13 protein-coding genes and 1 pseudogene are annotated in these 12,985 nt (G+C 69.5%); 5 read left to right on the top strand and 9 right to left on the bottom strand.

Annotated elements, in window-relative coordinates:
* Window position 1 precedes the first annotated feature (1 nt).
* Window positions 2-838, top strand: coding sequence for a MerR family transcriptional regulator (locus FH610_RS22815; RefSeq protein WP_139576663.1), 837 nt, complete (start codon window positions 2-4; stop codon window positions 836-838).
* On the opposite strand, the gene FH610_RS22810 is transcribed toward FH610_RS22815, so the two are convergent.
* Entirely contained in the window at window positions 770-1,894 is a 1,125-nt protein-coding gene (locus FH610_RS22810; RefSeq protein WP_139576661.1) for an FAD-dependent monooxygenase, read from the bottom strand. The two genes, FH610_RS22815 and FH610_RS22810, sit on opposite strands and share 69 nt — an antisense overlap.
* A 150-nt stretch (window positions 1,895-2,044) precedes the next feature.
* Here FH610_RS22810 and FH610_RS22805 point away from each other — a divergent pair, with 150 nt between their 5' ends.
* Genes FH610_RS22805 through FH610_RS42915 form a run of 3 tightly spaced genes read left to right on the top strand, consistent with a single transcriptional unit; the run spans window position 2,045 to window position 3,016 of the window.
* Window positions 2,045-2,485, top strand: a complete 441-nt coding sequence (locus FH610_RS22805) for a cupin domain-containing protein (protein WP_139576657.1) — start codon at window positions 2,045-2,047, stop codon at window positions 2,483-2,485.
* A complete protein-coding gene (locus FH610_RS22800; RefSeq protein ID WP_139576651.1) occupies window positions 2,482-2,808 on the top strand; it encodes a cupin domain-containing protein in 327 nt (108 codons plus the stop codon). The genes FH610_RS22805 and FH610_RS22800 overlap by 4 nt, the downstream gene beginning before the upstream one ends.
* A gap of 43 nt (window positions 2,809-2,851) precedes the next feature.
* Window positions 2,852-3,016, top strand: coding sequence for a LuxR C-terminal-related transcriptional regulator (locus FH610_RS42915; RefSeq protein WP_161628056.1), 165 nt, complete (start codon window positions 2,852-2,854; stop codon window positions 3,014-3,016).
* Here FH610_RS42915 and FH610_RS22795 read toward each other — a convergent pair.
* The 8 genes and pseudogenes from FH610_RS22795 to FH610_RS22755 form a co-directional block, all read right to left on the bottom strand.
* Window positions 3,011-4,006, bottom strand: a complete 996-nt coding sequence (locus FH610_RS22795) for a ferritin-like domain-containing protein (protein WP_205825980.1) — start codon at window positions 4,004-4,006, stop codon at window positions 3,011-3,013. The genes FH610_RS42915 and FH610_RS22795 overlap by 6 nt on opposite strands.
* Before the next feature lie 271 nt (window positions 4,007-4,277).
* Complete coding sequence (locus tag FH610_RS22790; RefSeq protein ID WP_240809134.1) at window positions 4,278-5,459, bottom strand: cytochrome P450; 1,182 nt, start codon at window positions 5,457-5,459, stop codon at window positions 4,278-4,280.
* A gap of 310 nt (window positions 5,460-5,769) precedes the next feature.
* Window positions 5,770-5,877 (bottom strand): annotated as a pseudogene (locus FH610_RS44575) (hypothetical protein); the annotation flags it as partial.
* A 307-nt stretch (window positions 5,878-6,184) separates the two neighbouring features.
* Window positions 6,185-6,415 carry a hypothetical protein gene (locus FH610_RS22775; RefSeq protein ID WP_139576639.1) on the bottom strand — a complete coding sequence of 77 codons (231 nt, stop codon included), beginning with the start codon at window positions 6,413-6,415 and terminating at the stop codon, window positions 6,185-6,187.
* Between the two features lie 185 nt (window positions 6,416-6,600).
* Window positions 6,601-7,356: an SDR family oxidoreductase gene (locus tag FH610_RS22770; protein ID WP_139576633.1), complete on the bottom strand. Its 756-nt coding sequence runs from the start codon at window positions 7,354-7,356 to the stop codon at window positions 6,601-6,603.
* Window positions 7,357-7,450: 94 nt separating this feature from the next.
* Window positions 7,451-8,707 (bottom strand): low temperature requirement protein A, encoded by a 1,257-nt coding sequence (locus FH610_RS22765; RefSeq protein WP_139576626.1) that lies wholly within the window; start codon window positions 8,705-8,707, stop codon window positions 7,451-7,453.
* Between the two features lie 141 nt (window positions 8,708-8,848).
* The gene (locus FH610_RS44570; RefSeq protein WP_139576621.1) at window positions 8,849-9,121 is read right to left on the bottom strand and encodes an NAD(P)-dependent oxidoreductase; all 273 of its coding nucleotides are present in this window, start codon (window positions 9,119-9,121) and stop codon (window positions 8,849-8,851) included.
* 76 nt (window positions 9,122-9,197) lie between these two features.
* Window positions 9,198-10,067, bottom strand: coding sequence for a fumarylacetoacetate hydrolase family protein (locus FH610_RS22755; RefSeq protein ID WP_240809133.1), 870 nt, complete (start codon window positions 10,065-10,067; stop codon window positions 9,198-9,200).
* A gap of 434 nt (window positions 10,068-10,501) precedes the next feature.
* Here FH610_RS22755 and FH610_RS22750 point away from each other — a divergent pair, with 434 nt between their 5' ends.
* Entirely contained in the window at window positions 10,502-12,850 is a 2,349-nt protein-coding gene (locus FH610_RS22750) for a glycoside hydrolase family 3 N-terminal domain-containing protein (RefSeq protein ID WP_205825979.1), read from the top strand.
* The last annotated feature ends 135 nt before the right edge of the window (window positions 12,851-12,985 follow it).

Below are 12,985 nucleotides of genomic sequence, written 5' to 3'. Positions count from 1 at the left end.
GGTGACGAGCGACGCCCGCGAATGCCGACCGGTCGCCACCGGACCGGACGGCTCCGACGGCCTCACCGTCGGCCGGGCTGCCGCGCTCGTCGGGGTCAGCGTGAAGACGCTGCACCACTGGGACGCGATCGGCCTCGTACGTCCGAGCGGGCACACCGGGGCCGGATATCGCGTGTACTCGGGCGACGACGTCGCGCGGATCCACCGCGTCCTCGTCTACAGGGAGCTCGGGTTTCCGCTCGCCGAGATCGGCCGGATCCTCGACGACCCGGCCGCCGACGCGCGCGACCATCTGCGCCGGCAGCGGACGCTGCTCGTGGAGCGCATCTCCCGCCTGCGGAAGATGGTCGGCGCGGTCGACCGCATGCTGGGTGCGTCGAGCACCGCCATGCGATTGACCCCGGAGGAGCAGGTCGAGATCTTCGGCGACGACTGGCAGCCCGCCTGGGCCGACGAGGCCGAGGACCGCTGGGGCGACAGCGCGCAGTGGGCGCAGTACGTCGAGCGGGCCGGCGAGATGAAGCCGGAGGACTGGAAGAGGATCGCGGCCGAGACCGATGCCCTGAACGCCGACCTCGCCGCGGCGAAACGCGCCGGCGTGACGCCCGGGTCCACCGGCGCGAACGCGCTCGCGGAGCGGCACCGCGCGTCGATGTCGAGGTATTTCGACTGCACACACTCGATGCACGCCTGCATCGGGCGGATGTTCACCGCCGATCTCCGGTTCGCCGGCCACTACGACGCGGTCGAGCCGGGCCTGGCCGTCTGGCTACGCGACACGATCTGCGCGAACGCCGCGGCTCATGGCGTCGACCCGGAGTCCGCGACCTGGCGGTAGACCCCGGGTGTCATGGAGCAGGTCGCGCAACGGTGCCAGATCACGCGCTGACGGCGAACCAGCCGGCGATGCTCGTTCCGGTCGGAAACGCTCTAGTGGAGCATTCGCCCGAGCCGGGACATTGCGCTGGTCAGAGGTCCGCCCCTCGCCGTCGCCGCCCGCTCGGACGCGCGCACCGCGGCGAAGCCGTAGCCGGTCATCCGCCGTTCGTAGTCGCCGATCGCGCCGGCGAGCGGCAGGCCCGCCGTGACGCTCGGCGTCGGTGCCCGGAAGCTCGCGCGCGTCCACCGTCAGCGCCCACATCACGTAGTCGCCCGGCCACTGCGGACGCAGCCCCGGCCAGAGCCTGGCGGCCGCCTCCGCCGGATCCTCGCGCGGTCGTACCAGACCCAGCGCCAGACCGGCCCGGCTCGAGCGCACCGACACGAAGCCCTCGTGAATCCGGGGAGGGAGCAGGCCGGCCACCCGCTCACCGAGCAAGGTCCTGCCGTAGACGCACCTGGTGCCCAGATCCTTGATCCGCGCGTGCGGCAGCAACTGCCCGCGTACTCGTGAACCGATGCCGTCGGCGCCCACCAGCACGTCACCCGTGACGCTGCCGCCGTCGGCGAACCAGGCGCGCACACGCTCGCCCTCGTGCTCGTAGTGCGTGAACTCGGCGCCATAACCGACCACGCCGTCCAGCCCGGCCAGGAGAACCTGGCGCAGCACCATCCGGTCGACCGGAGCGCTGAAGGTCGCGGGGTCGCCCCCTGCCGACACGCCGTCGAACGTCACGCCGTGCAGTTCCCGCAGGCGTTCGTCGACGACGGTGACTCGCCTGCTAGGCAGCCCGGCCGTGGCGGTGAACAGCTCGTACAGGCGGGGCGGCAGGCACTGGTGCAGCGCGCCCGCGCCGCGTGAGTCGAGGTGGAGGCGGTACCCCTGCGGCCGGTGGCCGGGTGAGGGATCGCGCTCGTGGACCGTCACGCCGATCCCGGCCCTCCGCAGGCCGTGGGCCGCGCAGAGCCCACCCAGGCCCCCTCCGATGATGACAACCTGTGGCGCTACCGGCATCGGCACACACTCCTGTCAGGCTCGCCGCCGACCTTCGGCGTTCACAACCCAGCCTCGCCGAGGACGGCGTTGTCACGCATCGGGACGCTGTCTTGTCTGAGCTGGTGCACGGCCGGATCGAGCCGGCCACCGTCACGCGAAGGAATCCCGATGAGCACCGATCACACCCACGTTCACCACCTTGAGAACCCCGACAGGAGCGGTCCGCCACCGAAGATCGACGTGGTCGGCACCGTGCCGGGGGCCCCGCCTGCGCCGGAGGGGGCCGAGGCGATGACGATCCTGGTCACGTTGCCGCCGAACAGCCCTGGTGCGCCGCCTCACCGGCACTCCGGGCCCGCGTTCGGGTTCGTGATCAGGGGAGCGATCGACTTCGAGCTCGAAGGCGAACCCGCGCGGGTCGTCCGGGCCGGTGAGACGTTCTGGGAGCCCGGCGGGGACGTGATCCACTACCAGGACGGCAACCATCTCGCCGACGAGGAGTCGGCGTTCGTGGTGACGATGTTCTGCGCGCCGGGGCAGCCGATGCTGACCGTGGTCAGCCCGGAGGAGCTGGAAGCTCGGCGCGACCGTCGGGCGCCGCGGTCATGACCAAGGTCTCGCTGACCGCACTCGTCCGTGATCTGCTCGCACTCGCCCGCGAGGCGGACAGCGGGCGCAGCGCCACCACCGTCCACGGCGGGCACGACCGTTCGCTGCGGCAGACCGTGATGGCGTTGCGACAGGGCGAGCACATCCACGAACACGAGCATCCCGGCGAGGTCACGGTGCACGTGCTGCACGGGCGGGTGCGGCTTGTCGCCGGGCCCGACTCGTGGGACGGGCAGCCCGGCGATCTGCTGGTCATGCCGGAACGCCGCCACCGCGTGGAGGCCGTACAGGATTGCGCGTTCCTGTTCACCACCACACGTTGAGAGCGAAGAAGGCGGGAACCGGTTCCGGTTCCCGCCTTCAGTCGTGGCGCACACCGGCCCTCCCGTGCCCGCGCGGTTGTTCATCAGCGCGCGCACCGCCGGGTATCACCTGCGCAAGGTCTTCACGAAGCTCGGCATCAGGGGGCGCACCGAGCTGAAGACCGCGCTCGCCGAGCTCGACTCCGAGCCGCGGTGGACACGCTCATGAGCGTGACTCCGGCGGCACATAGTCGAAGGTGGGGCCGGCCGTGGTGCCGTCCACATCGGGCATCAGCAACAGGGCGTCGGCCTGGGCCTTGAGCGCGTACATCGTGCCGACGGCGGCCCCGAGCAGTTTCGGGTCGCCGTCGAAGGCCTGCTCCAGCTGGTTCAGAAGCGTGCAGTAGGTGCTGTTGAACTCGTCCTGCGCGATACGGATCGCGCTGCCCGGCGCGTGATCGGACAGCCGCGGGTTGGGCCGCATCCGGCGCACGGCGGCCAGGTTCACCGAGATCGTCTCGCCGGTCGGCCCGGACTGCGGGGTGTCGCCGCGCCGGTAGCGCCGGCCGAGTTGGAGTTCCCGGAAGCGGTAGTAGTGGGCGACCTCGTCCCGATCGGGGTGGAAGATGTCCTGGTCCCCGTCCCAGACTTCGCCCCGTGCCGTACCCTCGCCCTGTTCGACGATCTCCTTCAGCGCCCCCAGCGCCGACTCCAGATCCTCCACTGCGAACAACCAGCCCGCGGTGTGCCGGAAATGGCTGCCGCTCACCTGGCGCGCGGGGTCGCCGCAGAAGACCTCCCGCTCGCCGAGTTGCTCGCACAGGTGGCGCAGTCCCTGTTCGATCGCGTCGTAGAACTGCCCGATCGTCTCGTAGCCGTCGCCCTCCGCCGGAGCGCCGGGTGGGGCCGGCTGTTCCAGTCGCAGGAACATCTCCAGGGACTCCGGGCCGAACGGGAGCAGCGACAGCTCCAGATCGCTGTGGGGCAGCCGCCGGGGATACGGCGCCAACATCTCCGGCATGTCGAGGCGCGGTCGGCCGCCGACGGCGTTGAGCAGGTTCGCGGCCAGCGCCAGATGCAGCATCTCCTCGGCGAAGACGCTGCCGACCACCTCCACGGCCTCCGGATTGTGCTCCGGCTCCAGGGAGTACAGCGCGCACAGGTACGGCGGCAACGTCGCGTGTTCCAGCTCGACCGCCCACTGAAGGTGCTCACGCAAACTGTCGAGGGTGTCGATTGGCGCCGGTCCGGGAACAGTGACAGTCCCCTGCGGTTCCAGATCGTTCATCGAAGTCCTACCTCACTGGCAGAAGTGGTGTCTGTGCGTGTGACGCGACCGGTCGCAGGCTAAGACCGGACAGCCGCCGGACGTGTGACAGCCGCAGGGAACTTCTTCACGACCCATGAGCTCCGCGCCTGGCGGAAGGGAGCCGGTCACGACTTCGCGCGCTGCCGCCGACCGGCCACCAGGCGCGTCCGGCCCGCCTCGGTCAGGCGCCTGCCGCCCCCGAGGTGACGTGCAGCGCGACCGGCCGAAGGACCAGACCATCGGTCCATGTCACCGATTCGGGCGAGGCGGTCAGGCGGAGAGCGGGTCGCCGGGTGACCAGGGCCCTGATCGCCTCGGTGAGCTCGACCCTGGCGAGACTGGCTGCCAGGCAGCGGTGTGGACCGTAACCGAATGCCACATGCGGGTTGGGAGGGTGTTCGGTGAAACGGTGGATGTCGAACCGGCTGGGCTCGGGAAACGCCTGCGGGTCGTGGTTGGCCGCGTTCAGGTTCGGCATGACGACCGTCCCCGCGCTCAGCGAGCCGCTCGGCAGGTCGGTGTCCTCCGTGATGCGGCGCATGAAGGCACTGGCGGGCGGTCCGTCGAAGCGCAGGATCTCCTCGACGGCCGTAGCCGTCAGGGCCGGGTCCGCGACCAGTTCGTCCCACTGGTTCGGATGGAGGAGCAGCCGGAACACGCCACGGGCGATCATGGAGGCGGTCGTCTCGTAACCGGCCGTGATGAGAGAGAAGACGGTGTTGACGAGCTCGCCCTCCGACAGCCGGTCGCCGGAGTCCCTGGCCTGGATGAGCAGGTCGATGAGGTCCTCGCCGGGCGAGAGGCGATGCTGGGCGACCAGTTCCGCGGCGTAGGCCATGAAGTCGTTGTAGCTCTCGTAACGCGCCTGCTCGGTGGCCGTGGAGGTGGTCAGGAACATGTCCGTCCACTGGACGAACTGCTCGTAGTGGTCCATCGGCACGCCGAGCATTTCACAGATGACATGGGCCGGTAGCCGCAGCGCGTATCCCTGGACCACGTCGAAGCGGTCACCCAGGCCGTCGAGGAGTTTTCGGGCGATCGCCGCGATGCGGGGACGCCACGGTTCGATCTGGCGCGGGGTGAAGGTGCCCTGCATGATCCGGCGGTAGCGCGTGTGCTCCGGCGGATCCTGATTGATCAGCGCGTCCGGGTCGTCGTCGATGCCGACGCCGCTCACGAACCGCGGCAATCCGGGGAGGCGGAGATTGCGGCTGGATGCGGGCGAGGCCAGCAGGGCGCGGACGTCCTCGTACCGGACGGCCATCGGGACGTGGTCGCCGCTGGGCATGGCCGCCGGCTCCAGCGGCCCCGACTCGCGTCTGCGGGCGAACTCCGGTGGTGGCGTGGCAAGTGGCCCCGGCACGATATCCGGCCCGATGTACGGCTCAATATTGAGCCCGATATTCGGCTCAGTCCCGTTCGAATCCGGCTCGGTGGTCACTGCAACCCCTTCCGTCGGGGGCGCCGGGGGTGCGGCCTACGCGGAACGTACGAAATGTCGCACCGCCCGTCAACGGGCGAATCAGCGAGACCTCAGGCCGTGGCCCCGGTGCCCGCGAGCAGCGCGGTGCTGAATGGCCTGCGGGACGCGATGCCGAGCTTCGTGAAGATCTTGCGCAGGGCCATTCGACGGTGTGCGGGCTGATGAAGAGCTGCGCGCCGATCTCGGGGTTCGTCAGCCCGTCACCGGCCAGGCGCGCGATCTGCGCTTCCTGGGCGGTGAGAGTGGCGCGCGTCTCGATGGTGCGCTTGCCGGCCCCGAGACGGCGGCCGAGCGACATGAGGCGGTCGACGCCGCGATCCGGTCGCTGCCGGAGAGACTGACCCCTGCCGAACGAGCGGTCCATCTCCTGCGCGTGGCCTTCGGCTACCCCTACCGCCGGATCTCCGAGATCCTCGGCCTGAGCGAAGACCACGCGCGGCAACTCGTGCGCCGGTGCCCGCGACCACCTCGCCGGCGAGCGGCGCAACCCGGTGAGCACCACCGGGCACCGGCGCCTCGTACGGACGTTCCTCTCCGCCGCGCAGACCGGCGACCTCGCCGAACTGGAGGAACTGCTCGCCTGCGGCGTCGCCCGCTAGGCCGCTCTACTCGGCGGGATCGCCGGGCCGGGGGTCGTCTTCCAGCACCTCGACCGCGGCGAGCAGCCCTCGCAGGCCGATCTCCTCGCGTTCGGCGTCCGTCGGGTCGAACAGCCAGTCGGTGACCGGCAGGCCGGCGGCGTCCTCCGGACGGCTGGACTCGACCCGGATCACCTCCGCCTCGACCTCGATTTCGAGCTCGTGCAGAAATTCGGTCTCGTCGTTCGGAGCGGTCATCGTTCCTCTCTCCGTGTCGGTGTGCGGATGACTCGGCCGGGGGGCGGGACGCGACGACCGCGGCGACCTGCGCAGCGCAGCCGGGACAGCGGCGCAGCCGGGACAGCGGTGCGGCCGGGACAGCGGCGTGGCCGGTGATCGCGGTCATCGCGTGCGCGCCCTCAGGGATGAACGGCCTCGTCGGCCTACTTGCCGGTGGCGGTGCGGTCGAGCCAGTCGTGGTAGCGGATCGTGCCGAGGGTGGCGTCGCCGATCGGAACGAGCGACCGCTCGCTCAGCTCGCTGCCGAAATACCGCGCGTGCGGGTCGGTGACCACCTCGCGCGGGTCGCCCCAGGCGGCCAGCGCCTGCCGGAAGAACTCGTCCATCCGGGACTGCTCGGGCCCGGCGATCTCGACCCTGCCGTTCAGCGGCGACCCCACCGCGGTCCGGCCGACCGCCTGAGCGACATCGTCGCCCGCGATGGGCTGGAAGAGCACGGGCGCCATGTGCACCTTGCCGTCCACCATGGCGTCGTCCGCGATGCCGCGGGCGAACTCGAAGAACTGGGTCGAGTGCACGAGCGAGAACGGGATCCCCGACTTCTCGATCAGCTGCTCCTGGGCGATCTTCGCCGCGAAGTAGCCGTTCTCCGGCATCCGCTCCGTTCCCACGATCGACACCGCGACGTGGTGACCCACGCCCGCCTCCGCCTCCGCCGCGAGCAGGTTGCTCGTGGAGGTCTCGAAGAACTTCAGCACCGCGGTCCTCTCGAACGACGGCGAGTTCGACACGTCGACCACCACCTGCGCGCCCGCCAGCACCTCGGCCAGCCCTTCGCCGGTCAGCGTGTTGACGCCGGTGTTCGGCGACGCCGCGACCGCCTCGTGACCGTGCTCGCCCAGCTTCTTCACCAGCTTCGACCCGATCAGGCCGGTGCCGCCGATTACCACGATCTTCATCGCGCTCTCTTTCTGTCCGCCGGGCCACCTCGTTGCCACCCGGTCGCCAGCTAAGACCGGACAGCCTCCGGGGTTGTGACGGCAGCCGCGAAGTTCACGTCAATCCGTCACCGGTCACGTGGGGCGGGTCATGACGACGTGCTCCCGTGCGGCCCCCGGCGGCCGCCGACCAGATCGTGACGGCGACGAGCAGAACGCAGACGGCCGCGATCGCCGCGACCGTGCCGGCCACGCCGACCCAGGGCGTCGCGAGCGGCAGTGACAGGACGATGACGACGCACGCCAGAACCGCGGCGGGGAACATGACGGGCTCTGTGACGACAAGCACGTGCACCGCCCACAGCAGGGCGAGATACACCCCCACCGGGACGGCGACCGCGTAGCCGAGCGCCGGCGACGACGCCACGACGTCGTGCCCGCTCTTCTCCACCGCCACCTCGAGCCCGGAGCCGAGGGCTGCCAGCGCTGCGAAGATTCCATAGTGGCCGTATCCCCACAGGTAGGACCGATGACGGCGATCGCTGAGACCGTCCCCGGCAGGTCCGAGGAAATACAGCCACCAAAGAGCGAACAGCAGGGTGAGGCCGGCGCCGGCGATCACGACGAAGGGACCGCCGACCTCGCCCGTCTCGAGCGCTCTTCCGACCCCTCTGCTCGCGGCCAGCACGCTCTCACCGAGCAGGATGATCGTGAACAGGCCGTAACGCTCGGCGATGTGGTGCGGGTGCCAGTTGGTGGCCCTGGCCCGCTCCGCCCACCGCGGCACCGCGAGTTCCAGGACGGCCAGGCAGACGAAGAACGGCAGACCGAAGGACGAGGGCAGGACTCCCGTCTCCACGAGGACGAGCCGCGACAGCCAGCCCAACTGCAGGAAGGTGATGCCGCCGGCGTAGCGAAACGCGGTGCGGCGCCTCGCCGGGTCTTCGAGACCGGCCCGCAGCCATTGGGCGACGAGCCCGATTCTCATGATGAGGTAGCCCAGCGTGATGACCCCGTAGGCGGAGTGACTCGCCGCGGCGGGCACGCCGGCGGCGAGGACCAGCACACCGGCCATCTGCACCATGGTCAGCAACCGGTAGGCGACGTCGTCGGTGTCGTAGGACGAGGCGAACCACGTGAAGTTCATCCACGCCCACCAGATCGCGAAGAACACCTGAAGGAACGGCACCAGCCCGGCCAGGCCGTGACCGCCGGCGATGTCGTGCGCGAACTGCGCGGTGGCGGCCGCGACCGCGACCACGAAGGTGAGATCGAACAGCAGTTCGAGCTGACTCGAAACGCGGTGCGGCTCATCGATGGCACGGGCGCTCATCCGGACCCGGATCCGGATCGTGGTGCCTGCTGGTGGCAAGGTCCTGCTCCTGTCGCTGCGCAACGTACGGTCCGCTCCGAAGACAGGGCAGAGTTTAGATCTGTGACAACGCGGCACCGGACTCGCGCGCTCGCGGCTGGAGGAACGCGCGGGAACGGGCGCCGGCGGGGTGCCGGCCGGTCAGCGCGCGAGCCACTCCCGATAGGTGGTCCTGGCGATGCCGGCGCCGTCCTTGGCGACGAGGGCGGAGCCCGAGGCGGCGGCGTACATGCCGGCACTGTCGTCGGTGACGACGACGTCGGCGCCCGCCAGTGCCGCGGACAGGCCCCGCCCGCTGAGCAGGTCCACTCCGGTGGACGTCGAGTGCGGCACCGCCTCGTGCCCGCGCGCGCTCAGGATCGTGACCAGCCGGGATCCGATGAGGCCGGTTCCCCCGATGACAGCGATCTTCATTTCCTGGCCTTCCTGGCTCTCGGACACGACGATACGCACCGGCTCCCCTTCTTCCCGCGAAGTGATCACCCCGGAGTCACGGGGTCCTCAGGAAGTGGAAGTGGTCCTTGCCTACGACAACCGGATTGTGGAGCTCACCGATCTCGTCGATCGTCACGCTGATCAGGTCACCCGCATGGAGCCGGAAGTCGAGATCGGGCACGATGCCGGTCCCGGTGGAGAGCACGACCCCGTGGGGATGGTTCTCCGAGTGGAACAGATAGGCGGTCAGCCAGCTGAACGGGCGACGGATCTGCCTGGTGGAGGTCGTGCCGTCCCAGATGACGGCGCCCTTGCGCGTAACCGTCAGGCGGATGGTGAGGTCGGAGGCGTCGACCTCCCACGCGGGCCTGATACCGGGGGAGAGGGCGCAGGCGCCGGCGTACAGCTTGGCCTGCGGTAAGTAGAGCGGGTTCTCGCCCTCCACCGATCGTGAGCTCATGTCATTGCAGACGACGTAGCCGACGATCTCCTCGAAGCGGTTCACCACAAGAGCCAGCTCGGGCTCGGGAACGTTGAGCTCCGAGTCGGAGCGGATACCGACGGGTTCGCCGTCGACGACCACCCGCCAGGCGGGCGACTTGAAGAACAGTTCGGGACGCTCGGCGTCATAGACCAGCTCGTAGACCGACTTGAGGGCGCTCTCCTCCACCCGGGCATCCCGGGAGCGCAGGTAGGTCACGCCCGAGGCCCATACCTCCATGACCCCGTCCACGGGGGCGAGCAGACGCACCTCGCTGAGCGAGCAGGCAGGGGCGGCGTCGGCACAAATCCCTTCGATTTCCTCTTTCCGGTGTTGAAGGAGCTCGAACATACCGGCGACCGGCAGGGCGGACAGGACGCCGTCATTCACCACCCCGATGCGTGGGTGGGGGTCGTCATGCCGCTGGTATCGCACGATGTGCACTCGATTTCCCCTTTGTCGTGAAGTGATGGACGTCAGGCGCAGAGGTGTCGGCGGTTCGTTCAGCCGAACGGCCGACCTGGCAGCTGTGGTGCGGGCTATGGACAAACCGGACGTGATCGGCGACGGTTGCATCGTAAACGTTACCGATTACGTTTACGCAAGAGCCGGACGCACGTGATGGACGTCGCCAGGGGCCGGTGGTGAGGCCCGGACGCCGTCGCCCCGGCGCGCTCGACGGCGCATCCGGGGAATCGGTGGGACGAGGCAGGGGCCGGGGCGAGGTGATCTGGCCTGGTCCGTTCAAAGGCGACTGGCGATGTCATCGGTGACGCCGGAAATGGGGCTGTAGTGGTGATTGGGGTGATCGAGTGACCACGGTGAGGCGGGAATCCGAAGCGATTTACATCGATCCGGCCGCGCCTGTAGGGGAGCGCGTGGCGGACCTGCTGGCCCGGATGACCCGGGAGGAGAAGCTCGCGCAGTTGGGGAGCGCTTGGGCGTTCTCACTGATCGAGGGTGGCCAGTACTCGGCGGAGCGGGCGCGGACGGTCCTCCGGCACGGCTTGGGGCACGTGACTCGCGTCGCGGGGGCCACCAGCCTGAAGGCGGCGCAGGTGGCGCGGGTGGCGAATGCGATCCAGCGCTTCCTGGTGACCGAGACCCGGCTGGGGATTCCCGCGATCGTGCACGAGGAAGTGTGCTCCGGGGTGATGGCACGGGAGGCGACCGTCTTCCCGCAGGCGATCGGCGTCGCGAGCACCTGGGAGCCGGAACTCAACCGGCTGCTGGCGGATGCCGTTCGCACGCAGATGCGCGCGATGGGAAGCCACCAGGGGCTCTCACCGGTGCTGGACGTGGTACGGGACCCGCGGTGGGGCCGGACGGAGGAGACCTACGGGGAGGACCCCTACCTGGTGGCCCGGATGGGCGCGGCGTTCGTCCGTGGCCTCCAGGGCGATTCTCTGGCGGAGGGCGTCATCGCGACGGCCAAGCACTTCGTCGGGTACGGGGCGTCCGAGGGGGGGTTGAACTGGGCGCCGGCGCATCTGCCGCCTCGTCTGCTGCGGGAGGTGTATCTGTATCCGTTCGAGACGGCGGTCCGCGAGGCGGGCCTTCAGTCGGTGATGGCCGGCTACCACGAGCTGGACGGGATTCCCTGCCACGCCAACGGTGAGCTCCTCAGCGATGTCCTCCGTGGGGAGTGGGGCTTCACCGGCACCGTCGTGTCGGACTACTTCGCCGTCGACGATCTCCACTCGTATCACCACTTCGCGCAGGACAAGCGGCGGGCGGCGGCTCTGGCACTCACCGCGGGTACCGACGTCGAACTGCCGGCGACGGATGCGTACGCGGATCCCCTGGCAGACGCCCTGGACGTCGGCGAGGTCGGCGAAGGGCAACTGGACGAAGCGGTTTCACGGGTTCTCCGGCACAAGTTCGAGCTCGGCCTGTTCGAGAACCCTTACGTCGACGAGGCCGCGGTCGCGGTGACGGTGAACGCCGAGCGGCATCAGGAGGTGGCGCTCGAGATAGCCCGGCGCAGCCTCGTCCTGCTCAAGAACGACGGTGTCCTGCCGCTGCGACCGGGCGCCGGAACGGTCGCTCTCATCGGGCCGAACGCCGACGACGCGCGGCACCTGCTCGGTGACTACTCCTTCGCGGCTCATGTCGAGTCGTTGATGCAGGCGCGCGAGCGGCAGGGCCTGCTCGGCCAGATGATGACGATCCCGGACGACCTTGAGATCGAGGAGAGTACGGACGGGCTGCCTTCGGTGCGTGACGCGCTCATGGCCCGCCTGGGGGATCGGGTGCGTTACGCGCGTGGCTGCGACGTGATCGACACGTCGAAGGACGGTTTCGACGAGGCGGTCGCGGCCGCCGCGGCGGCCGACGTCGCGGTGCTGGTTCTGGGGGACCGTTCGGGGTTGACGACCCAGGCCACCACGGGAGAGTCGCGGGACCGGTCCAGCCTGGAGCTTCCCGGTGTCCAGGAGGACCTGGTGCGTGCCGTCGTCGCCACCGGCACCCCCGTGGTGGCGGTGCTCGTCGCCGGTCGCCCGGTCGGCGGCGACTTCCTGCACGAGGAATGCGCCGCGGTGCTGATGGCCTGGCTTCCCGGGCAGACCGGGGCACAGGCGATCGCCGAGGTTCTGCTCGGCGAGGTGAACCCGAGCGGGAAGCTGCCCATCTCCTACCCGCGCTCCGTGGGCCAGATACCCGTCTTCTACGGGCACAAGGTGTCCGGCGGACGGTCACACTGGCACGGCGACTACGTCGACTCGCCCGTCAGCCCGCGCTACTGCTTCGGTCACGGTCTCGGGTACGCCCCGTTCGTCATCGAACAGGCCACGCTGGACCGGACCGAAGTGACCGCCGGGGACGGCGTCGCCGTGGAGGTCACCGTGGCCAACACCGGTGATCGAGCCGGTGAGGAAGTCGTCCAGCTCTATATCCGCGACCCCGAGGCAACGGTCACCCGGCCCGTGCTCGAGCTGAAGGGTTTCGGCCGTGTGTCCGTCGCTCCCGGGCAGCGCGCGACCGTACGTTTCCACGTGCCTACGGGCCAACTCGGCTTCTACGGCCGAGATATGAACTACACGGTAGAAACCGGGCATATCGAGGTTTACGTCGGATTCTCCTCCGACGCTCACACCCACGTCGGTGCGTTCACCATCACGGGCGACGCCGACCGGCCGCAGGTCCAGAAGGTCTACACGGGCACGGTCGGTGTCGGCGAGCTGCCGCGACGACCTCACGGCGCCCGCTGGGACGGGGACCGGTAACCCCGCCGCCGCATCCCCTATGTGCATGAGAGTCCGCGTACTAAGAGACCGAAATGAGGCTTGTGTTGGCAATCGTTATCGCTTACGTTAAGCGCTGGAAACGTAACCGATAACGATTGCAGCGTAAGAGGACGG

This window comes from Microbispora catharanthi, assembly GCF_006334915.2.
GTDB lineage: Bacteria > Actinomycetota > Actinomycetes > Streptosporangiales > Streptosporangiaceae > Microbispora > Microbispora catharanthi.
The sequence above is the reverse complement of the archived record's forward strand: the minus strand, read 5'-3'. Positions and strand labels throughout refer to the sequence as shown.